This window comes from Pseudomonas sp. NPDC089758, from assembly GCF_044748705.1.
In the GTDB taxonomy this organism is placed as follows: domain Bacteria; phylum Pseudomonadota; class Gammaproteobacteria; order Pseudomonadales; family Pseudomonadaceae; genus Aquipseudomonas; species Aquipseudomonas putida_X.
Window position 1 is genome coordinate 365,540 of the sequence record NZ_JBIVGN010000002.1, and the last position, 20,931, is coordinate 386,470.

The 20,931-nt window shown below is 63.5% G+C and carries 22 protein-coding genes; 11 read left to right on the forward strand and 11 right to left on the reverse strand.

The window, feature by feature from the left end; all coding sequences use genetic code 11:
• Positions 1-54 precede the first annotated feature (54 nt).
• From rlmD to ACIPZH_RS04415, 4 genes are all read right to left on the reverse strand, one after another.
• A complete protein-coding gene (rlmD, locus tag ACIPZH_RS04400) occupies positions 55-1,413 on the reverse strand; it encodes a 23S rRNA (uracil(1939)-C(5))-methyltransferase RlmD (RefSeq protein WP_400635286.1) in 1,359 nt (452 codons plus the stop codon).
• The gene (gene cysM, locus ACIPZH_RS04405; protein ID WP_241802752.1) at positions 1,414-2,313 is read right to left on the reverse strand and encodes a cysteine synthase CysM; all 900 of its coding nucleotides are present in this window, start codon (positions 2,311-2,313) and stop codon (positions 1,414-1,416) included.
• 138 nt (positions 2,314-2,451) lie between these two features.
• A complete protein-coding gene (locus tag ACIPZH_RS04410; protein WP_400635288.1) occupies positions 2,452-3,843 on the reverse strand; it encodes a sensor histidine kinase in 1,392 nt (463 codons plus the stop codon).
• Between the two features lie 3 nt (positions 3,844-3,846).
• Positions 3,847-4,563 (reverse strand): response regulator transcription factor, encoded by a 717-nt coding sequence (locus ACIPZH_RS04415; RefSeq protein WP_267821706.1) that lies wholly within the window; start codon positions 4,561-4,563, stop codon positions 3,847-3,849.
• Between the two features lie 194 nt (positions 4,564-4,757).
• Between ACIPZH_RS04415 and ACIPZH_RS04420 the strand changes: the two genes are divergently transcribed.
• The 4 genes from ACIPZH_RS04420 (at position 4,758) to ACIPZH_RS04435 (ending at position 9,595) form a co-directional block, all read left to right on the forward strand.
• On the forward strand, positions 4,758-7,517 hold the full coding sequence (locus ACIPZH_RS04420) for a response regulator (protein WP_400635290.1): 2,760 nt from the start codon (positions 4,758-4,760) through the stop codon (positions 7,515-7,517).
• 218 nt (positions 7,518-7,735) lie between these two features.
• Positions 7,736-8,725: a 2-hydroxyacid dehydrogenase gene (locus tag ACIPZH_RS04425; RefSeq protein WP_400635292.1), complete on the forward strand. Its 990-nt coding sequence runs from the start codon at positions 7,736-7,738 to the stop codon at positions 8,723-8,725.
• Between the two features lie 31 nt (positions 8,726-8,756).
• Positions 8,757-9,194, forward strand: a complete 438-nt coding sequence (locus tag ACIPZH_RS04430; RefSeq protein WP_267821700.1) for a hypothetical protein — start codon at positions 8,757-8,759, stop codon at positions 9,192-9,194.
• Positions 9,191-9,595, forward strand: coding sequence for an META domain-containing protein (locus ACIPZH_RS04435; protein WP_241802746.1), 405 nt, complete (start codon positions 9,191-9,193; stop codon positions 9,593-9,595). The genes ACIPZH_RS04430 and ACIPZH_RS04435 overlap by 4 nt, the downstream gene beginning before the upstream one ends.
• A 215-nt stretch (positions 9,596-9,810) precedes the next feature.
• Here ACIPZH_RS04435 and ACIPZH_RS04440 read toward each other — a convergent pair whose 3' ends face one another.
• Entirely contained in the window at positions 9,811-10,275 is a 465-nt protein-coding gene (locus ACIPZH_RS04440) for a TlpA disulfide reductase family protein (RefSeq protein ID WP_241802745.1), read from the reverse strand.
• Between the two features lie 85 nt (positions 10,276-10,360).
• On the opposite strand from ACIPZH_RS04440, the gene arsC reads away from it, so the two are divergent.
• Genes arsC through ACIPZH_RS04455 form a run of 3 tightly spaced genes read left to right on the forward strand, consistent with a single transcriptional unit; the run spans position 10,361 to position 11,722 of the window.
• Entirely contained in the window at positions 10,361-10,714 is a 354-nt protein-coding gene (gene arsC, locus ACIPZH_RS04445) for an arsenate reductase (glutaredoxin) (protein WP_241802744.1), read from the forward strand.
• Positions 10,711-11,316: an NAD(P)H:quinone oxidoreductase gene (gene wrbA, locus ACIPZH_RS04450; protein ID WP_012313121.1), complete on the forward strand. Its 606-nt coding sequence runs from the start codon at positions 10,711-10,713 to the stop codon at positions 11,314-11,316. The genes arsC and wrbA overlap by 4 nt, the downstream gene beginning before the upstream one ends.
• Positions 11,309-11,722 carry a DUF2069 domain-containing protein gene (locus ACIPZH_RS04455; RefSeq protein WP_400635295.1) on the forward strand — a complete coding sequence of 138 codons (414 nt, stop codon included), beginning with the start codon at positions 11,309-11,311 and terminating at the stop codon, positions 11,720-11,722. The genes wrbA and ACIPZH_RS04455 overlap by 8 nt, the downstream gene beginning before the upstream one ends.
• Before the next feature lie 33 nt (positions 11,723-11,755).
• On the opposite strand, the gene ACIPZH_RS04460 is transcribed toward ACIPZH_RS04455, so the two are convergent.
• Complete coding sequence (locus tag ACIPZH_RS04460) at positions 11,756-12,427, reverse strand: DNA-3-methyladenine glycosylase I (RefSeq protein WP_349976579.1); 672 nt, start codon at positions 12,425-12,427, stop codon at positions 11,756-11,758.
• Positions 12,428-12,430: 3 nt separating this feature from the next.
• Positions 12,431-13,255, reverse strand: coding sequence for a tRNA 2-thiocytidine(32) synthetase TtcA (ttcA, locus tag ACIPZH_RS04465; RefSeq protein ID WP_241802741.1), 825 nt, complete (start codon positions 13,253-13,255; stop codon positions 12,431-12,433).
• Between the two features lie 262 nt (positions 13,256-13,517).
• On the opposite strand from ttcA, the gene ACIPZH_RS04470 reads away from it, so the two are divergent.
• Together ACIPZH_RS04470 and ACIPZH_RS04475 are read left to right on the forward strand one after the other, a co-directional pair.
• Positions 13,518-14,117, forward strand: coding sequence for a Yip1 family protein (locus ACIPZH_RS04470; protein WP_241802740.1), 600 nt, complete (start codon positions 13,518-13,520; stop codon positions 14,115-14,117).
• 139 nt (positions 14,118-14,256) lie between these two features.
• Entirely contained in the window at positions 14,257-14,751 is a 495-nt protein-coding gene (locus ACIPZH_RS04475) for a SprT family zinc-dependent metalloprotease (RefSeq protein ID WP_241802739.1), read from the forward strand.
• Positions 14,752-14,856: 105 nt separating this feature from the next.
• On the opposite strand, the gene ACIPZH_RS04480 is transcribed toward ACIPZH_RS04475, so the two are convergent.
• The 4 genes from ACIPZH_RS04480 to ACIPZH_RS04495 form a co-directional block, all read right to left on the reverse strand.
• Positions 14,857-16,179, reverse strand: coding sequence for a dicarboxylate/amino acid:cation symporter (locus ACIPZH_RS04480; protein WP_241802738.1), 1,323 nt, complete (start codon positions 16,177-16,179; stop codon positions 14,857-14,859).
• Positions 16,180-16,493: 314 nt separating this feature from the next.
• Positions 16,494-17,840 carry an ATP-binding protein gene (locus tag ACIPZH_RS04485; protein WP_241802737.1) on the reverse strand — a complete coding sequence of 449 codons (1,347 nt, stop codon included), beginning with the start codon at positions 17,838-17,840 and terminating at the stop codon, positions 16,494-16,496.
• On the reverse strand, positions 17,837-18,514 hold the full coding sequence (locus tag ACIPZH_RS04490) for a response regulator (RefSeq protein WP_241802736.1): 678 nt from the start codon (positions 18,512-18,514) through the stop codon (positions 17,837-17,839). The genes ACIPZH_RS04485 and ACIPZH_RS04490 overlap by 4 nt, the downstream gene beginning before the upstream one ends.
• A gap of 125 nt (positions 18,515-18,639) precedes the next feature.
• Positions 18,640-19,245, reverse strand: coding sequence for an outer membrane protein (locus ACIPZH_RS04495; RefSeq protein ID WP_400635297.1), 606 nt, complete (start codon positions 19,243-19,245; stop codon positions 18,640-18,642).
• A 129-nt stretch (positions 19,246-19,374) separates the two neighbouring features.
• Here ACIPZH_RS04495 and ACIPZH_RS04500 point away from each other — a divergent pair, with 129 nt between their 5' ends.
• Together ACIPZH_RS04500 and ACIPZH_RS04505 are read left to right on the forward strand one after the other, a co-directional pair.
• A complete protein-coding gene (locus ACIPZH_RS04500) occupies positions 19,375-20,166 on the forward strand; it encodes a dienelactone hydrolase family protein (protein WP_267821687.1) in 792 nt (263 codons plus the stop codon).
• A 63-nt stretch (positions 20,167-20,229) separates the two neighbouring features.
• Positions 20,230-20,931 carry a 4'-phosphopantetheinyl transferase gene (locus ACIPZH_RS04505; RefSeq protein ID WP_400635300.1) on the forward strand — a complete coding sequence of 234 codons (702 nt, stop codon included), beginning with the start codon at positions 20,230-20,232 and terminating at the stop codon, positions 20,929-20,931.

Here is a 20,931-nt window from a genome sequence, read left to right on the forward strand (position 1 = left end):
GGCTATCACCGTGTGGCTCCCAGTCCATGGGAACCGCACCAAGGGGCCAGCCTGCTAGCCCGCTTCGAATAACGCCATGGCCTCGACATGCGCCGTCTGAGGAAACATGTCGAGAATCCCGGCCCTTTTTAACCGGTACCCCTGGCCGACCAGCACCTGGGCGTCTCGCGCCAGTGTGGCCGGGTTGCATGATACATAAACCAGCCGCTTGGCCTTGAGGCGTGCGATGCTTTGCACCACCTCGAAAGCACCGTCGCGCGGTGGATCCAAGAGTACCGCAGAAAAGCCCTCGGCGGCCCATCCGGCGCCTGCCAAAGGCTGGGATAAATCGGCCTGAAAAAACCGTGCGTTATGCACATTGTTGTTTCGGGCATTGGCCGCAGCCCGGTCCACCATCGCCTGCACACCCTCAACCGCCACCACTTCCCGCGCCTGGCGGGCCAGCGGCAGGGCGAAATTGCCCAGGCCACAGAACAGGTCGAGCACACGCTCGTCGGCCTGCGGAGCGAGCCAGGCCAGGGCCTGCTCGACCATTGCAGTATTGACCTGGGCGTTGACCTGAACGAAATCGCCCGGGCGCCAGGCCAGTTCCAGCTGCCACGGCTCCAAGGTGAAGCCTAGCGTCGCGCCAGCCTCCACCGACACCGGTTCGCCTTCGCCCTGCAGCCACAGCTGCGCCTTGGCCTCGTTGCAGAATGCCTGCAGACGCGCCAGGTCATCGGCCGGCAACGGTGCCACATGGCGTACCAGCAACGCTTCGGCCGTGCCGCTGAACAGCTCGACGTGGCCGATGGCCTGGGGCTTGCTCAACGAACGCAGCACCGTAGGCAAATGCCGCACGATGGACTGCAAAGGCTGTACCAGCACGGCGCAGTCGTCGATGGCGACGATGTCCTGACTGGCCTCGGCACGGAACCCCACCTCCAGCTGACGCGCTTTGACATCCCAGCGCACGGCCACACGCGCCCGCCGCCGATAGCCGAATTCCGGCCCGCTCAATGGCGCCGCCCATTCTTGCGGTTGCACCCCGGCCACCCGTTGCAGCTGTTCGGCCAGGGTTCGCTGCTTGAGCGCCAGCTGCGCCTGATGCGGCAGGTGCTGCAAGTTGCAGCCACCGCAACGCTCGTAATGGCGGCACGGCGCCTGGCGGCGCTCGGCGCTGGCCTGCAGCACACGCTCCAGGCGCGCCTCGACCACCTTGCCACGGGCATTGAGCACCCGCGCCTCGACCGCCTCACCGGCCAGGGCGCCGCTGACGAACCAGGTCCGCCCGTCGTGGAAGGCGATGCCACGGCCGTCACCGGCAAGACGCTCGATGTCCAGACGCTGCTTTTTGCCCACGGGTACCTGGGGCGTGCGGTTACCACCGGCTGGCTGGAAGCGCAGGCCGCTGTTGCTTTTCTTTCTGGACATTTAGCTCGGGTCGAACAGGCCGGTGGACAGGTAACGGTCGCCACGGTCGCAAATGATCGCGACCATTACCGCGTTTTCCACTTCCTGGGACAGGCGCAGCATGGCTGCCACCGCACCACCGGAAGACACGCCGCAGAAAATGCCCTCTTCGCGGGCAAGGCGACGCATGGTGTCTTCAGCTTCTTGCTGGGACATGTCCATGACGCGGTCAACGCGTGTGGCATCGAAGATTTTCGGCAGGTACTGCTCGGGCCAGCGGCGGATGCCCGGAATGGCCGAGCCTTCCATCGGTTGCAGGCCAACGATCTGCACGGCCGGGTTCTGCTCCTTGAGGTACTGCGAGCAACCCATGATGGTGCCGGTGGTGCCCATGGAGCTGACGAAATGCGTGATGGTGCCCTGGGTCTGCTGCCAGATTTCCGGGCCGGTGCTGTTGTAGTGAGCAATCGGGTTGTCGCCGTTGGCGAACTGGTCCAGCACAAGACCGCGGCCTTCAGCCTGCAGCTTCTCGGCCAGGTCGCGGGCGCCTTCCATCCCCTCTTCCTTGGTCACAAGGATCAGCTCGGCACCGTAGGCAGTCATCGCTGCCTTGCGCTCTGCAGTGGAGTTGTCGGGCATGATCAGGATCATCTTGTAGCCCTTGATCGCTGCCGCCATGGCCAGGGCTATACCGGTATTTCCGGAGGTAGCTTCGATCAGGGTGTCGCCGGGCTTGATCTGGCCGCGCAGTTCGGCGCGCGCGATCATCGACAGTGCCGGGCGGTCCTTCACGGAGCCTGCTGGATTGTTACCCTCGAGCTTGAGCAGGAGGGTGTTGCTGGTTTCTCCAGCGATGCGCTGCAGGCGAACCAGGGGCGTATTGCCGACGCAATCGGCGATGGTTGGGTACTGCAAGGTCATGGTGTATTTCACAATCCGGACGGCAGGGGCGCCTATCATACCGGCAAACACTTCCCGGCCATATCACGCAATCTGTGGTGGGTATAGCTACAAGCTATAAGCGGCAAGCTGCAAGCTGCAAGCTGCAAGCTGCAAGCTTCAAGCTGTGGGTAGCGTTTGTGCGGGCGGGGGTTGCAGTGATGGCGCGGGGAGGTGCAGCGGTAGGCGCATGCAGAGCTTTAGACCGCGTTTGCCGTTCTCTGCCCACAGGGTGCCGCCCTGACGCTGGATCGCACTGCGGGCGATGCTCAGGCCCAGGCCGAAACCGCCGTCGCCGGGGCGCGAGCCATCGAGCCGGGTGAAGGGGGCGAAGATGCGCTCCAGATCCTCGTAAGCCACGCCACCGCCCTGATCTTCCAGCCACAGGCGCCAGTGGCTACCTTCACGCTGCCCGGCCAGCTGCACCACACCGTTTTCCGGGGAGTGGCGGATGGCATTGCGCAGCATGTTTTCCAACGCCTGAGCCAGATGATTCAGGTTGCCCTGCACCCAGCAGTCGGCTGGCAGTTCGCAGCGCAGGCGTTCGGGCGACCAGCCGCTTTCGTAACTGGCATCCTCTGCCAGCAGGTCCCAAAGGGCCTGCACCTGGATAGGCTCAACGTTCATCGGCGCACGCTCGGCATCCTGCCAGGCAAGCTGCAAGGTGTTCTCGACCAACTGCTGCATGCAGTCCACCTCGCGCCCCAGGCGCTCGCGCAGGCGCTGAAGGTCAGTTTCACCGTCGCAGGCCACGCGCAACCGGCTCAGCGGTGTGCGCATTTCGTGGGACAAATCACGCAGCAACTGCTGTTGCATGGCCACCGTGCCCTGCAGCCGTTCGGCCATCTGGTCGAAGGCGCGGGCCAGCTCGCCCAGTTCGTCATGCCGGGCGGTGGTGCGTGCGTCCAGCCGCGCCGACAGCTGGTCGGCACGCCAGGCATTGGCCTGCTCGCGCAACTGGTTGAGCGGCACGATCAGCATGCGGTACAGGCCGACACACAGCAGCAAGGTGAACAACCCGGGAATCACACCGTTGGTCACCACCCGCCACAGCACCCGGTATTGGCCAGGGTTGAAACGTTCGGGCAACACCATCACCAGCATGCCCTGCTCCGGTGCCCCCGGAAACGGTATGCGCAGCCAGGGCTGATCGGTACTGCGCCGGCTCATGGGCCAGTCGACACCGCGCAAGCGCGTGAGCCGCTGCATGATCTCGGGGCCGAGGGTGGTGCTGGTAAGGGGCTGCAGATTGCTATCGAGCACGCCTATCCAGCCGCGCTCACGCTGGTGCATGGCCGCAACCCACTGGTCCAGCCCGGTGCGGCCACCACTGCGCCAGGCCGCTTCGGCCTCCCCGGCATAGCTGCGCAGCACCTGGCGGGCAGGCTCATCGAGGTAGGCATTCTGGGTTTCCATATGCCGGCCCCAGGTGTAACTCAGGCCGATCATCAGCAGGCAGAAACCTACCAGCAGGATGGCCAGCTTCCAGAACAGCGAGTGACGGTCCAGCATGGCCTACTCCGCTTCACCGGCACTGAGCACGTAACCCTTGCCCCACACGGTGCGGATCTGCCGCTCCAGGTAGCCGATGCCTTTGAGCTTGCGGCGGATCTGGCTGACGTGCATGTCCAGGCTACGGTCATGCCGCGAATAGCCCCGTTGCAGCACCTGCTGGTAGAGAAACGGCTTGCTCAGCACCTCGTCGACGTTGCGGTTGAGGAGATCGAACAGGCGATACTCGCTAGGGGTGAGGCCTGCCTGCCGGCCACCGAAGCTGACATCGCAAACCGTCTCGTCGAACCACAGCTCGCCGCAGGCAATACCCGATGGCGGCTGATGACGACGCTCCAGCGCGACGCGGCGCAGGATGGCCTCGATGCGCACCTGCAGCTCGACCATGCTGAAAGGCTTGGGCAGGTAATCGTCGGCACCGCGCTGGAAGCCATTGATGCGGTCGGCCTCGGCACCTAACGCCGACATCAGGATAACCGGCGTGGCGCTGCGTCGACGCAACTGGGCCAGGGCATCCAGCCCATTGAGCCCGGGCAGCAGAATATCCATCAGGACCACGTCGAAGTCCTGACGACCGGCGGTTTCCAGGCCTTCCAGGCCGTTGCGGCACCAGGTCACCGCAAAGCCGCCGCGCTGCAGTTCTTCGTGCAGGTAGGCACCCAGCACCGGGTCATCCTCGATGGCGAGGATGCTGGAAGTATTAATAGTTACGGGATTCATTGGCAACTGCCACATATTCTCAATTACGCGATTATTGAGCATGCGTCCGCCATAGGCAACCGCCCTGCGCTCAACGCCCGACTGCTGGGTGAAAACAGCCACATAAAGGGTGCATTAGGCAGGCAGGCGGAGTAACTTTCCGCTTTGCTCCGTTACGCCAGTAACGGCATCCAGGCACATCACAGGAGGCGAGTGTGCTCGATCGTTTGGGAATCAGAAGCCGGGTACTGCTGCTGGCACTGCTGCCTGCCAGCTTGATGGCTCTGGTGCTGGGCAGCTATTTCACCTGGCTGCAGCAAGACCAGTTGCGCACCCAACTGCTGCAACGCGGCAAGATGATTGCCGAACAACTGGCACCGTTGGCCGCGCCCGCCATGGCCCGGCAGGCGCCTGCGCAACTGGAGCGGATCGCGGCGCAAACGCTGGAGCAGGCCGATGTGCGTGCGGTGGCCTTCCTCGCCCCGGACCGCACCCGTCTGGCCCACGCCGGCCCCAGCATGATCAACCAGGCGCCCAGCGGCGGCACGGGTACTCAACTGTTGGAGCGCAGCGGCAACGATGCCACCCGCTACCTGATGCCGGTGTTCGGCCACCACCGCGACCTGGCCACCGAAGCCGTCCCGGCCGAAGCCGAGCGCCTGCTGGGTTGGGTCGAGATCGAACTGTCGCACGACGGGACGCTGCTGCGCGGCTACCGCAACCTGTTCACCAGCATGCTGCTGATACTCGCGTGCCTGGTGCTCAGCGGCCTGCTGGCAATGCGCATGAGCCGCACCATCAATGACCCGATCGCGCGCATCAAGCATGCCGTCAACCAGCTCAAAGACGGCCACCTGGAAGAACGTCTGCCGGCCATGGGCAGCCACGAGCTGGACGAACTGGCCAGGGGCATCAACCGCATGGCAGAAACCCTGCACAGCGCCCATGAAGAACTGCAGCACAGCATCGATCAGGCCACCGAGGATGTGCGCCAGAACCTGGAAACCATCGAAATCCAGAACATCGAGCTGGACATGGCGCGCAAGGAGGCCCTGGAGGCGAGCCGGATCAAATCGGAATTCCTGGCCAACATGAGCCACGAAATCCGCACGCCGCTCAACGGTATTCTCGGCTTCACCCACCTGTTGCAGAAAAGCGAGCTGACCCCGCGCCAGCTGGACTACCTGAACACCATCGAGAAATCGGCCGACAACCTGTTGGGGATCATCAACGAGATCCTCGACTTTTCCAAGATCGAGGCCGGCAAGCTGGTGCTCGACAGCATCCCTTTCAACCTGCGCGACCTGGTCCAGGACACCCTCACCATCCTGGCGCCCGCCGCCCACGCCAAGCAGCTGGAGTTGCTCAGCCTGATCTACCGCGACACACCGTCATCGCTGGTTGGCGACCCGCTGCGGCTCAAGCAGATCCTCACCAACCTGGTGAGCAACGCCATCAAATTCACCCGCGAGGGCACCATCGTCGTGCGGGCAATGCTCGAGGACGAGCAGCAAGACAGCGCGCAACTGCGCATCAGCGTGCAGGACACCGGTATCGGCCTGTCACCGCAGGATGTGCGCACGTTGTTTCAGGCGTTCAGCCAGGCCGACAATTCGCTGGCCCGCCAGCCGGGCGGCACCGGCCTTGGGCTGGTGATTTCCAAGCGCCTGATCGAGCAGATGGGCGGCGAGATCGGGGTCGACAGCACCCCAGGGGAGGGTTCGCAATTCTGGATCAGCCTGAGCCTGCCCAAGGCCCACGACGACAGCGAGACGCAGGCTTCGCAGCCGCTGCTGGGGCGTCGCGCGGCGATCGTCGACGGGCATGACCTGGCACGCCAGGCCCTGGAGCACCAGTTGCAGGACTGCGGCTTGAGCGTAAGCCTGTTCGCCTCGTATGAACAACTGCTGCAGGGGGTTCAGGCGGGCTTCCAGGCCGGCATGCCCTTCGAGTTCGCAGTGCTGGGTGCCAACCTGGGCAATCTCACGCCCGAACAGCTGGGCCAATACCACCAGCAACTGGAGCGCTACCACTGCCATTGCGTGGTGCTTTGCCCGACCACCGAGCAAGCGCTGTACCACCCTCACCTGCCTAATGGCCATGGCCAACTGCTGTCCAAGCCGACCTGCACGCGCAAGCTGCGCCGCCTGCTGCTGGAGCTGCTGCAACCGCGCCGTACGCGGGGCGAACTGGCCGCGCCAACGCGCGGCCAGCGCCAGCCGAAAATCCTCTGTGTCGACGACAATGCGGCCAACCTGCTGTTGGTACAAACCCTGCTGGAAGACCTCGGCGCCGATGTGCTGGCGCTCGACAACGGCCATGCTGCGGTCCAGGCGGTACAGAGCGAACACTTCGACCTGGTGCTGATGGACGTGCAGATGCCAGGCATGGATGGCCGTGCCTGCACCGAGCAGATCCGCTTGTGGGAAAACACCCAGAGCGGCAGCCCGCTGCCGATCGTCGCCCTCACCGCTCACGCCATGGCCAACGAGAAACGGGCACTGCTGCACAGCGGCATGGACGACTACCTGACCAAACCGATCAGCGAGCGCCAGCTGGCCCAGGTGGTGATGAAATGGACCGGCCTGAGCCTGGGTGTCGGGCCATTGGAGCGCCTGGAGGAGCAGCAGGCCGAGGGCCAGGATCTACCGGTGCTCGACCCTGACGAAGGCTTGCGCCTGGCGGCAGGCAAGCCGGATCTGGCGGCAGACATGCTGACCATGTTGCTGGCGTCGCTGGCGTCGGACCGTGAAGCCATTCGTGCTGCACGGGAGGCGGACGATCACGGTGTGCTGATCGAGCAGGTGCATCGGCTCAACGGTGCCTCGCGCTATTGCGGCGTGCCGCAGTTGCGTGCCGCCTGCCAGCGCAGCGAGACCTTGCTGAAACAGGAGCATCCGCAAGCGCAGCAGGCGCTCGACGAGCTGGATGGCGCAATTGTCCGGCTGGCGGAGCAGGCCCGCCAGAACGCCTGACCTTCAGGGCCTCATCGCCGGCAAGCCGGCTCCCACAGGGATTTGCGCCGGCTTTTATGAATGGGGCAAGACGGCGGCGTCCACAGGTAAAGCGCAGGTCTGAAGCACTGCGCGGTCGCGGTGGGAGCCGGCTTGCCGGCGATGGGGGCGGCGCAGATCAACTTCCTTGTCGGCGCAGGTGGCTACAATCCCCCAACCACGATCAAGGAAGCCCGACCATGCGCGCTCTTTTGTTCAGCAGCCAGCACTACGACCAGGAAAGTTTCACCCAGGTCGCTTGCGATAGCGCTTTGGAACTGCATTTTCAGGCCGCTCGCCTGACCCTCGACACAGCCGCCCTGGCTCAGGGCTTCGAGGTGGTGTGCGCATTCATCAACGATGAGCTCGACGCCCAGGTATTGCAACTCCTGGCGGCTGGCGGTACGCGCCTGATCGCCCTGCGCTCGGCCGGCTACAACCATGTCGACCTGGCTGCCGCCCAAAGGCTCGGCCTTGCGGTGGTGCGCGTACCCGCGTACTCACCGCACGCCGTGGCCGAGCATGCCGTGGCGCTTATCCTGGCCCTCAACCGACGCCTGCACCGGGCCTACAACCGCACCCGCGAGGGTGACTTCACCCTGCATGGCCTGACCGGCTTCGACCTGCACGGCAAGACCGTCGGCGTGGTCGGTACCGGCCAGATCGGCGCCGCCTTCGCCCAGATCATGGCAGGCTTCGGTTGCCAGCTGCTGGCCTATGACCCCTTCCCCAACCCCCAACTGCTGGCGCTTGGGGCGCGCTACGTCGAGCTGCCAGAACTGCTGCGCGAGGCGCGGATCATCAGCCTGCACTGCCCGCTCACCGAACACACCCGGCACCTGATCAACCCGCAAAGCCTGGCCCAACTGCAGCCCGGCGCCATGCTGATCAACACCGGCCGTGGTGCGTTGGTCGACACCCCGGCCCTGATTGAGGCCTTGAAAAGCGGCCAGCTCGGGTACCTGGGGCTGGATGTGTATGAAGAAGAAGCCCAGCTGTTTTTCGAGGACCGTTCTGACCTGCCGCTGCAGGATGATGTGCTGGCGCGGCTGCTGACGTTCCCCAATGTGATCGTCACCGCGCACCAGGCGTTTCTGACCCGCGAGGCGCTGGATGCCATTGCCGCGACCACGCTGGAAAACATCAACCGCTGGGCGGCGGGTAATGCGCAGAATCTGGTCACAGGTTGATGCTAGGATACGCGGCATTTCTGGAGGACCCATGGTCGAGCACGATTTCCGCTACACCCTTTTCAACCCGCAACACACCTTGATCGAGTGCCGCGCCCTGGTACCGGGCCGCTACCAGGTGACCGGCAACGGTGGTTCGATGCACAAGGGCGACACCCTGTTGGTCACCCTCAAGGGCAGCAAGGACTTGTCCATGCGCCTGACGGTCGAGAGCGTGCGCCACCTGATCAACCCGCGTGGCCAGTGGGTGGCCGTGGCCAGCGGCCCGCTGTTCCACGAGCTGGAAATCCTCAATTGGCAGGCTGAGTGCGACAGCTGCGATGCTGTGCTGGACTTCGAGTTCGCCGTGGACGCCAAGCTGGGCAAGAAAGCCCGCCAGCCGGCCGCTACGGCGCGTATCGCCGAGCTGGGCTGGGCCAGTCGTGGCGACAAGCACGTGTGCCCGCGCTGCCAGGAGAGCACCGAGTGAAGAATCTGCTGACCGGCGCCCTGATTGCCACCGGCCTGCTCGGCTGCGCAACCGAACCTTCGAAGCTGCAACTGGAGCGCAGCTATGTGCTGGAGTGGATCGGTGAACGGCCGCTGATCGACTACAGCCACCTGACACTGACGCTGGCCAGTGACGGCCGGGCCTATGGCAATGCGGGCTGCAACCATTGGTTCGCCCCGTACACGCTGGACGGCGAGCACCTGAGCTTCGGCAAGGTCGGCAAGACCCGCAAGCTTTGCGCGCCAGCGTTGATGGAGCAGGAAAAGCGCTTCCTGCAGGCGCTGGAGACAGTGCAGCGCTGGGATGTGTCCCCTGTCGAGCAGTTGCGCTTCTGGCCGGCCGAAGGCAAGCCCCTGCGGTTCTGGCCCGAAGAGGGCTAAGCTGGTCGAAGCGGCAAGCTGCAAGCCGCAAGCTGCAAGAAAAGGCGGATCGGCGCACGGCCAGCTTTTTCTTGCAGCTTGTAGCTTGAGGCTTGCCGCTCTCAGGCCCCGTTGAGTGCTTTGAGCTGCAAGCTGCTAGCTACAAGCTGCAAGCAAAGGCGGATCTATGCACGGCCCGCTTTTTCTTGCAGCTTGAAGCTTGAAGCTTGCCGCTCTCAGGCCCCCTTGAGCGCTTTGATCTTGGCCTGGAGCCCTTCCAGGGTCTGCTCACCCAGCAGTTGCTCGCGGACCTTGCCCTGGTCATCGATGATGTAGGTCACCGGCAACGCTTCGCTGCGTGGCAGGTCATAACGCTCGGCCGGGTCCTGGGCCAGCACGGTAAAGCCGATGCCCAAGGTATCGGCCGCCTGCTTCAACTCCTGCCCCTGCAGGCCATCGAAGTTCACCCCCACCACCTTGATGCCATCGGCCGCCCACTGCTTGGCCGCAGTGTTCAGTTCAGGCACCTCCGTACGGCACGGGCCGCACCATTCAGCCCAATAATTGAGCACCAGCCAGTGCCCGTCGATCTGCTCGGCCTTCACCGTGTTGCCATGCTGGTCCACACCGTAGTCGGCACCGCAGCCACTGAGCAAAAGGCCAGCGGTGATGGCCAATACTGCTGCCAAACGCCTTGCCATGGGTCAATCCTTCTCGAAGTTTCAAGCGAATAGGTCAGTTCCTGCGGTTAGAATAGCCGCCACACCCAGCTGGATGCGACCCGACATGACTGACTTGACGCTCTATCATAACCCGCGCTGCTCAAAATCCCGCGGCGCACTGGAACTGCTCGAACAACGCGGGCTGGCGCCGACCATCGTTCGTTACCTCGAAACCCCGCCCGACGCCGCCACCCTCAAGGCTCTGCTTGGCAAACTGGGCATCGGCCCACGCCAGCTGCTGCGCACCGGTGAAGACGAATACAAGGCATTGGACCTGGCCAACCCGGCCTTGAGCGATGCACAACTGATCGACGCCATGGCCCAGCACCCTAAGCTCATCGAACGCCCGATCCTGGTTGCCGGTGACAAGGCGGTGATCGGCCGACCACCAGAGAACGTGCTGGAGATCCTGCCGTGAGCGCGCCCTATATCCTGGTGCTGTACTACAGCCGACACGGCTCGACCAGCGAAATGGCCCGGCATATCGCCCGCGGTATCGAGCTGGCCGGCATGGAAGCGCGCCTGCGCACGGTGCCGGCGATTTCCACCGAGTGCGAGGCCGTGGCGCCAGACATTCCGGCCAGCGGCGCGCTGTACGCCACGTTGGACGACTTGCGCCATTGCGCTGGCCTGGTGCTGGGCAGCCCAACCCGCTTCGGCAACATGGCCGCACCACTCAAGTACTTCCTCGACGGCACCAGCAGCTTGTGGCTGGGGGGTGAACTGGTCGGCAAGCCGGCCGGCGTGTTCACCTCCACCGCCAGCCTGCACGGCGGCCAGGAAACCACCCTGCTGTCGATGATGCTGCCGCTGATGCACCACGGCATGCTGGTGATGGGCCTGCCCTACAGCGAATCGGCGCTGCTCGAAACCCGCGGCGGCGGCACGCCTTACGGCGCCAGCCACCATGCCGGCGCAGACGGCAAACGTGAGCTGGATCAACACGAGATCACCCTGTGCCGCGCGCTGGGCCAACGCCTGGCAACCACGGCCAAGGCCCTGGAGGCCTCGCGTGGCTAAGAAGCCAAAGGTGTTGCCCCCCCTGGAGTGGCTGGCACCGCGCCTGCGCCTCACACGCGCCGTGAGCCTGGCGTTTTTTCTTGGCCTGATCGCATTGCTGGTGGCGAACAACCTGTGGTTCGCCAACCTGCACGGGGCGCGGGTAGAAGTGATCCTGGCGATCGAGCTTGTGCCGCTGCTGTTGCTGCTGCCCGGCATGCTGCTGGGCAGCGCCCAGGCGCATGCCTGGACCTGCTTTGTGGTGAATATCTATTTCATCAAAGGGGTGCTGGCGGCGTTCGACCCGTCGCGGGCAGTGTTCGGCTGGGTCGAGGTGCTGCTGAGCCTGGGGCTGTTCATCAGCGGGTTGCTGTTCGTGCGCTGGAAATTCCAGCATGAACGGCGCATGGCGGGCGAAGGCCGTTGAATCCGCAGGGCTGCTGTTGCAGCCCCGGTTTTTTCAATGGTTGACGGTATGGGCCAGCATCACCGACAACTGGCACAGCGGCCGCCCGCTCTCGGCATGCCACTGGTTGAACGCCTGCTGCACCAGCGCCAGGTCGCGCTGGCTGGTCGGCTGCTTGTCGATCACCTTCTGGGCAATGAGCGCAGCGGCCATGTCATCGGTGGGGATGAACGTATCCTTGCCGACCATGCGCAAAAACCGTGGCGCTGACAACCCGCCCAACTGATTGCCATGCTTGGCCAGATACTTCCACAACCCGACGATATCGGTCACCGGCCAATCGGCGATGAACGCACCAAAGCTGCCCTTCTCCCTGGCCACATCAAGGATCATCTGTGCATTGCGCGGCACGCTCTTGAGCTTGCCCAGGTGGCGGATGATGCGCTCGTCCTGCATCAACCGCTCCAGGTGCTCCGCGCCCATCAGTACGACCTTCTCCGGGTCGAAACCGAAGAACACCTGCTCGAATGCCGGCCATTTTGCATCGACCAGGCTGTGCTTGAGCCCTGCGCGGAACACGCGCAAGGCCAAGGTCGACAGGTAGCGGTCGTTGCTGATGTCGCGCAGCTGCGCCGGGGTGCGCGGCTGCGGCAGGAAGGCCTCCAGGGCCTGGGCCGAGCCGAAGCGGTTCAGGCAGTACTCATGCAACCACTGGTAATCGCGCATGGATCAGATGTTCAGTACATCGAGGAAACGCGGGGTGGCGCTTTCGTCGATCTTGAGGCTGGTGAAGTCGAACAGGTTGCGGTCGGCCAACTGCGACGGGGCGACGTTCTGCAGGGCGCGGAAGATGCTCTCGGTACGGCCCGGGTGTTTGCGCTCCCACTCCACCAGCATGTCCTTGACCACCTGGCGCTGCAGGTTCTCCTGCGAACCGCACAGGTTGCACGGGATGATCGGGAATTCCTTCATGTCCGAGTAGGCCTGGATGTCCTTCTCGCTGCAGTACGCCAGCGGGCGGATCACCACGTTACGGCCGTCGTCGGCACGCAGCTTGGGCGGCATGCCCTTGAGCGAACCGTTGAAGAACATGTTGAGGAAGAAGGTCTCGACGATGTCGTCGCGATGGTGCCCCAGCGCCATCTTGGTTGCGCCGATTTCGTCAGCGAAGGTGTACAGGGTGCCACGGCGCAAGCGCGAGCACAGCGAGCAAGTGGTCTTGCCCTCTGGCACCAGCTCCTTGACGACCGAGTAGGTGTCCTTCTCGACGATGTGGTACTCGACGCCCAGCGCTTTCAGGTAGGCCGGCAGCACATGCTCGGGGAAGCCCGGCTGCTTCTGGTCCATGTTCACCGCGACGATCTGGAACGTGATCGGTGCCACCTTCTGCAGGTGCAACAGAACGTCGAGCATGGTGTAGCTGTCCTTGCCGCCGGACAGGCAGACCATGACCTTGTCGCCATCCTCGATCATGTTGTAGTCGGTGATGGCTTCGCCGGCGAGACGACGCAGGCGTTTTTGCAGTTTGTTCTGGTTGACCGAGAGGGTGCCCATAGCGCTTGGATCCGCGAGGTGTGACAAAAGCCGGCTATTTTACGCACAAACTACGCGCACCTGTAGGGATTCCGATAAAGACTTCAAGGGAATCAGCAGGCGGCCTTACAGCGCGATTTGCTCTAAAAAGCGCAGTTTGTGCGGGTAACGGCTTCCTATACTGCGACATAAGGCCACATTACCGCTTCCATCGGTGCCCTGGCCTCGGGCCGCTTTCGCTCCATCTGGGGGGCGATTGGCAACAACGAGAGGAGTGACCGGCATGATTCATCACGTTGTGGGGCTGTTTACCCACCCCGATCAGGAGTGGCGGGAGATACGCGGGGAAGAAGAAAGCATCAGCCACATGTACCTGACGCACACGCTGATACTGGCGGCGATACCCGCCGTTTCGGCATTCATCGGCACTACCCAGGTCGGCTGGGTGATCGGCGACCGGCCAGCGGTGATGCTGACGATGGAAAGCGCTCTATGGATGAGCATCATGTCCTACCTGGCGATGCTCGCCGGGGTTGCGGTCATGGGCGCGTTCATTCACTGGATGGCACGCACCTATGACGCCAGCCCGTCCATGGCGCAATGCATCGCCTTTGCCACCTACACCGCCACACCGCTGTTCCTCGGCGGCCTGGCAGCGCTTTACCCGCACCTGTGGCTGGGCATGCTTGTGGGTACCGCGGCCATTTGTTACACCGTCTACCTGCTGTACGTCGGCTTGCCGACATTCATGAACATACCGACCGATGAAGGCTTCCTGTTCTCCAGCTCGGTGCTGGCAGTGGGCCTGGTGGTACTGGTAGCGATCATGGCTGCGACCGTGATCATCTGGGGACTGGGCGTGGGGCCCGTCTATACCAACTAGCTTCGAAAACACTTAGATCCAACACTGGGGCATCAAACCGGAAGCCGCCGCAAGGCGACTTCCGGCTGTCTGCTGACCGGTGGCTCGGCAGGCTGCCACTGCTTGCGGCATAATGCCCGGTCAGGAGAATTACCCCGCCATGCCCGAGCTGCTCAAACAACGCGTCGAAACCTGTTACCAGCAAGCCGAAACCTTTTTCAAGCGCCCCTTCCCGCGCCCGGAAGTCAGCTTCAAGCTGCGCGGCCAGAAAGCGGGCGTCGCCCACCTGCACGAAAACCTGTTGCGCTTCAACCTGCAGCTGTACCGCGAAAACCAGGAAGATTTTCTGCGCCAGACCGTGGCCCATGAAGTGGCGCACCTGGTGGCTCACCAACTGTTCGGCGACCGCATTCAGGCCCATGGCGAAGAGTGGCAACTGATCATGCGCGGGGTGTATGAACTGCCGCCCAATCGTTGCCACAATTATGAGGTGCGCCGGCGTGTGGCGACCCGCTACATCTATCGCTGCCCGTGCCCGCAGAGCGATTTCCCGTTCACGGCACAGCGGCACAAGTTGGTGCATCAGGGGCGGCGCTACCTGTGCAGGCGGTGTAAAGAAGTTCTGATCTACAGTGGCGAGACGCGGGTTGAATAAACCGGCCTATCGCCGGCAAGCCGCCCCCCGCAGATACTGCGCTGGCTTCATAGCAAAAACGAGAAAGGCGACCCGAGGGTCGCCTTTCTCATGACGGCATCACACTCAACGAACCGGGACTTCAGCAACGCCCAGGTCATCGGTCGGGGTGTTCAGCTCGAGCGGCGCGCCACCCGAAGCCAGCTCCGATGCCAGCTTGTCGTCGTCCATTTCCTTGACCCACTTGGCCACCACCACGGTCGCAACGGCGTTGCCCACCAGGTTGGTCAGGGCGCGGGCTTCGGACATGAAGCGGTCGATGCCAAGGATCAGTGCGAGGCCGGCAACCGGCAGGTGGCCGACCGCCGACAGGGTCGCGGCGAGCACGATGAAGCCAGAGCCAGTAACACCGGCAGCCCCTTTGGACGCTACCAGCAGCACCAACAGCAGGGTGATCTGGTGAGTGATGTCCATGGTGGTGTCGGTGGCTTGAGCGATGAACACCGCGGCCATGGTCAGGTAGATCGAGGTGCCGTCCAGGTTGAAGGAATAACCGGTCGGGATCACCAGGCCAACCACCGACTTCTTGGCACCCAGGCGCTCCATCTTGGCCAGCATGCGTGGCAGCGCAGATTCCGAGGACGAGGTACCCAGTACGATCAGCAGTTCTTCACGGATGTAGCGGATCAGCTTGAGCACGCTGAAGCCGTGGGCGCGGCAGATACCGCCCAGCACGACCAGCACGAACAACAGGCAGGTGATGTAGAAGCAGGCCATCAGGTAGCCCAGCTGTACCAGCGAGCCAACGCCGTACTGGCCGATGGTGAAGGCCATGGCACCGAAGGCACCGACCGGAGCCAGCTTCATGATCATGTTGATGATGTTGAACATGACATGGGCGAAGCGGTCGATCAGGTCCAGCAGCGGTTTGCCGTAACTGCCCAGACGGTGCAGGGCAAAGCCGAAGATCACCGAGAACATCAGCACCTGCAGGATATCGCCGTTGGCGAAGGCACCTACCACGGTGTTAGGGATGATGTTGAGCAGGAAGCCAACGGTCGTCTGCTGAGCACCGGCGGCGGCGTAGGCGGCCACGCTGCTGGCGTTCAGAGTGCTCACGTCGATGTGCATCCCAGCGCCTGGTTTGACCACGTTGACGACGACAAGGCCGATGATCAGGGCGATGGTGGAAACGATCTCGAAGTACAGAAGTGCGTAGCCGCCGGTCTTGCCGACCGACTTCATGCTCTGCATGCCAGCAATGCCGCTGACCACGGTACAGAAGATGATGGGCGCGATGACCATCTTGATCAGTTTGACGAAACCATCACCCAACGGTTTGAGGGCGACGCCGGTTTCCGGGTAGAAGTGGCCGAGCAGGATGCCGATGGTGATGGCAACGATCACCTGGACATACAGGGATTTGTACAGCGGCTGACGTGTCGTCATGGCTAAATTTCCTCAAGTGTGCCGGCTTCATCCTTCCCAGGATGTCAGGGCACCTGAATCGCTAACCCTCCTGCACCCGGAGGGATTTGTCGTTGTGTTCGAGCTGCCTGGGCAGGCCTCTGCCAAGTCAGATAGCAAGGGCGATGCCAAAACGCCCACGAAGGGTGCAAAGGCCGTATTTGCTCGTGGGAAATGCCCAACGACAGGGCGAATTGCCTGAGGAGAGATGGCGGATTTCCGCCCGATGGCGGGATTTGTACAGGGGCCTTGGCGGGAATCCGCCCGCAGGTGATGGGGCACCCTGCGCCTGAACGTCAATCCAGGTAAAAGGTGACCCGCAATGCCGCTCCGCCCAGCGGCGAGTCGTCCAGGCTCAATTCAGCGTCGTAGCTGTCGACGATATCTTTGACCACTGCAAGGCCGATTCCCTGCCCCGGATGCTGCCGGTCCAGCCGCTCGCCCCGTTCGAGAATCCGCTCACGCTGATCGGCCGGTACACCCGGCCCGTCATCGTCGATGCTCAAGGTCAGCCGCCCAGGAGCCTCCTGCAGGCTCACCCGCACCTGCCCCAGGCACAGGCGGAAGGCGTTTTCCAAGAGGTTGCCCAACAGCTCCAGCAGCGCGCCCTGCTCCATCGGCACCTGTGCCTGCGCCGGCACCTCGAGCAGCACTTCGACGCGCTTGTCGCGGTACACCTTGGCCAGGGTGCTGCACAGGCTGTCCAGCACCGGAAGCAACTGCACGCTGTGGCGCACCAGGCCACTCTTGCGCAGGCTGGCGCGCTGCAACTGGTAGTCGATCTGCTGGCTCATGCGTTCGATCTGGCTCTGAAGCACCCGCGCCTGCTCACGCTCACCCGCGCGCTGCTGCATGCTCTCGCCCACGCCCTGCAGCACCGCCAGCGGCGTCTTGAGGCTGTGCGCCAGGTCCCCCAGCGAGTCGCGATAACGCTGGCGCTGTTCCCGCTCACTGCGCAGCAGACGGTTGAGCGAGCCGGTCAGGCGCAGCAGCTCACGGGGGTGCTCGGCACTTAGCCCATCGCGGGCACCCGCCTCCACCTCATCCAGCTCGCGGCTCAGCCGTCTCAGGGAACGCAGGCCCCAGGTCAGGCCGGCCCAAAGCAATACCAGCAACGCCAGCGAGGCCGCACCAAAGCCCAGGTAGAGCTTTTCACGCAGGCCATCGAGGGTTCGCTGGTACTCACGCACCGGCTGCAGGGCGACGATGCTATAGGCGGCGCTCTGGCCACCCAGCAGCTTTATTTCGACGTCGTAGACAAAGAATTCCTCACCGTCATCCTGGTGCATACGGGCGAACTCATTACCGCGTCCATCGTAGCGCGGCTGGTAGTTGATGTGCTGGTCGGCCGTGGCCCGGGAGCGCCAGACCAGCTTGCCTTCGCGGTCGAAGATGTAACCGAGCAAACCGGTATACGGCAGGTTGTAACGCTCGTCCGGCAGCAGTGCGGGCATCTGCAACTGGCCATGCTCGATGCGCGCCGAAGAAATCAGCGTGGTCACATCCGACGCCAGGCGCTGCTCGATCGATTCCTGCAAGGCCAGGCTGAAGGCCTTCTGCAGCGCGGGCAGCAGCGCCAGCATGAACAGCACCGCCAGCACCGCTGCCGCGAGCATCAAGCGCACCCGCAGCGAACGAATCATCGGCAGCGCTCGGTGAACAGGTAGCCCAGGCCACGCACCGTGTCGATCGGTTTGAACCCGCGCTCACCTTCGAGCTTGCGACGCAAACGGCCGATCAGCACTTCGATGACGTTGGGGTCACGCTCCTCGTCGCCTGGATACAGCTGTTCCATCAGGCGCTCCTTGGCCACCACCTGCTGGTGATGACGCATCAGATATTCAAGGATGCGGTACTCGTAGGCGGTCAGCGCCAGCGGCTGCTCGTCAAGGGTCGCCTGCTTGCGGTTGAGGTCCAGCAGCAAGGGCCCTGCGGCGATGGTCGACTGGGTGAAGCCGCTGGAGCGGCGCAGCAGGGCATTGAGGCGTGCTTCAAGCTCTTCGAACTGGAAGGGCTTGACCAGGTAATCATCGGCACCGGCGGCCAGGCCTTCGACCTTGTCCTGCCAGTTGCCCCGGGCGGTAAGAATCAGAATGGGAAAGGTCTTGGCCTGGGCGCGCAGGCGGCCGATCAGCTCCAGGCCGCTGATGCCGGGCAGGCCGAGGTCGATCACGGCCAGGTCGAAGTGGAATTGCTCGGCCTGGTACAGCGCTTCTTCGGCATCAGCCACGGCCTGGACCACATGGCCGCTTTCGCTCAGGCGGGTATGGAGGTGGTGCCTTAGCAGGGCTTCGTCCTCGACCACCAGCAGTTTCATGTGACGCTCCTTCCTATGTTGGCTGTACCGGCCTCATCGCCGGTAGGCCGGCTCCCGCACTCAATAGCAGTGGGGAACCCGGCTTGCAGACGATGAGGCCAGTAGAGGATAACTCGACTCGGGCATCAGAACTTGTAGTTCGCCGACAGGTAGGTCTGAGCACTGCTGGTCAGGCGCAAGGTCCCCTCTTTCGGCCCGCCGCTCGCCCCCACCTCGGTCGCCGCATTGGTACGCAGATAGCGGTAGCCCAGCTCAACCGAAGCCCGGTCGGTGATTTCCTGGATTACGCCGGCCTGCAGGCCCACTGCATAGCCATAGTCGGTATCACGGCTGGCCCCTGGCGAGTCCTGGGTCAGCTTGGTCATGCCCAGGCTGCCGCCACCGAACAGTTTGGTGGTGTCGCCTACCGGCAGGAACAGATCATAGCTGCCCAGCAGGTTCTCCTGGCGCAGCTTCAGGCCGCTGTGGTCGCCCGAGACGTTGTCGTAGGTCATGTAGTAGCGACCCTGGTCGTTGATCTTGCCCAGGCGCACGCCCCAGGTGTCATCCTTGCCGATGATGCCGTCGGCGTTCAGGTGGTCGGTGTTGCGTTGCAGCAGCCCAGACTTGCGGACCTTGTCGCTGGTCTGGCCGTAGGTCAGGCTGGCGAAGTTGTCGTCGGCGGCCTGGGCGGTGGTCATGCCCGCTGCACAGACAGCCATGGCGGCAAGCAGGGTATTGAAGGTTTTCATGGCGTTGTACTCCAGTTGAATGCGCTGTTTCGGTCTGGAAGCTAGAGTAAGCAGAACGCCCTGAACCGCGGCTGAACCCTGGCTGAACCGGGGCTGAACGATACGTTTGCAAAACAAGGAGTAGTGAACATGCGTGCCCTGCTGGCTTTGACCCTGATGTGCAGCGCCGCTCTTGCCCAGGCGGCAGTAGTGACCCGAGAGATCCCCTACCAGGACGACGATGGCAACCGCCTGGTCGGCTACTACGCCTATGACGATGCACTGGAGGGCAAACGCCCGGGCATCGTCGTAGTGCATGAATGGTGGGGGCTCAACGATTACGCCAAGCGTCGTGCCCGTGACCTCGCGGCACTGGGCTACAAAGCGCTGGCCATCGACATGTACGGTGACGGCAAGCACACCGAGCACCCGCAGGATGCCCAGGCATTCATGGCCCAAGCGCTGAAGGACCCGGCCGCGGCGGCCGCGCGCTTCGACGCGGGCCTTGAACTGCTGAAAAAGCAGCCGAACGTCAACAAGCATCAACTGGGCGCCGTAGGTTACTGCTTCGGCGGCAAGGTGGTACTGGATGCGGCCCGGCGCGGCGAGAAACTGGACGGCGTGGTGAGCTTCCATGGTGCACTGGCTACCCAGACGCCGGCCAAGCCTGGTGTGGTCAGGGCCGACATCCTGGTGGAACACGGCGCGGCGGACAGCATGGTCACTGATGAACAGGTCGCCGCGTTCAAGGCCGAAATGGACGCGGCCAAGGTCAACTATCAGTTCGTCAGCATCCCCGGCGCCAAGCATGGCTTCACCAACCCGGATGCCGACCGCTTGAGCCACGGCGCCCATGGCGGGCCGGACATTGGTTACAACAAGGCTGCGGACGAGCGTTCATGGGCGGACATGCAGGCGTTCTTCAAGAAAGCGTTCGACTGAAGATTGCCGGGCCGCTTCGCGGCCCATCTCCCACACAGCCACAGCGGCTGGCACAATACCGCCATGAACAGATTGCCTTCCTGCTGTGACCCGCTGCAGCACCACTGGCCCCTGCCCCGCCCGTTGCCCGGCGCGGTGCTGGTCAGCTGTGCCTTCGACCCCAACCGCCTGGCCGCCGACGACTTCCAGCGTGCCGGTATCGAACCCAGCCCCAGCCTGCAACGCTCGGTGGCCAAGCGTCAGGCCGAGTACCTGGCCGGCCGGGTGTGCGCGCGCGCCGCGCTGCAACGCCTGGATGGCCGTGACCATGTGCCCGGCACCCACGAAGACCGTTCGCCGATCTGGCCCACGGGCATCCACGGCTCGATCACCCACGGCAAAGGCTGGGCTGCGGCCGTGGTTGCAGCGCACGGCAGTTGCCGCGGCCTGGGGCTGGACCAGGAAGCACTGCTGGACGACGAGCGAGCCGAACGGCTGATGGGCGAAATCCTCACCCCGGCAGAGCTTGAGCGCCTGGACCGCAGCCAGCTGGGCCTGGCGGTTACCCTGACCTTTTCACTCAAGGAAAGCCTGTTCAAGACCCTTTACCCACTGACCCGGCAGCGCTTCTACTTCGAGCACGCCGAGATACTGCAGTGGTCACCTGAAGGCCTTGCACGCCTGCGCCTGCTCATCGACCTGTCGCCCGAATGGCGCCATGGCGTCGAGCTGGAAGGCCAGTTCTGCGTGCAGGACGGTCATCTGCTCAGCCTGGTCAGCGTTTAA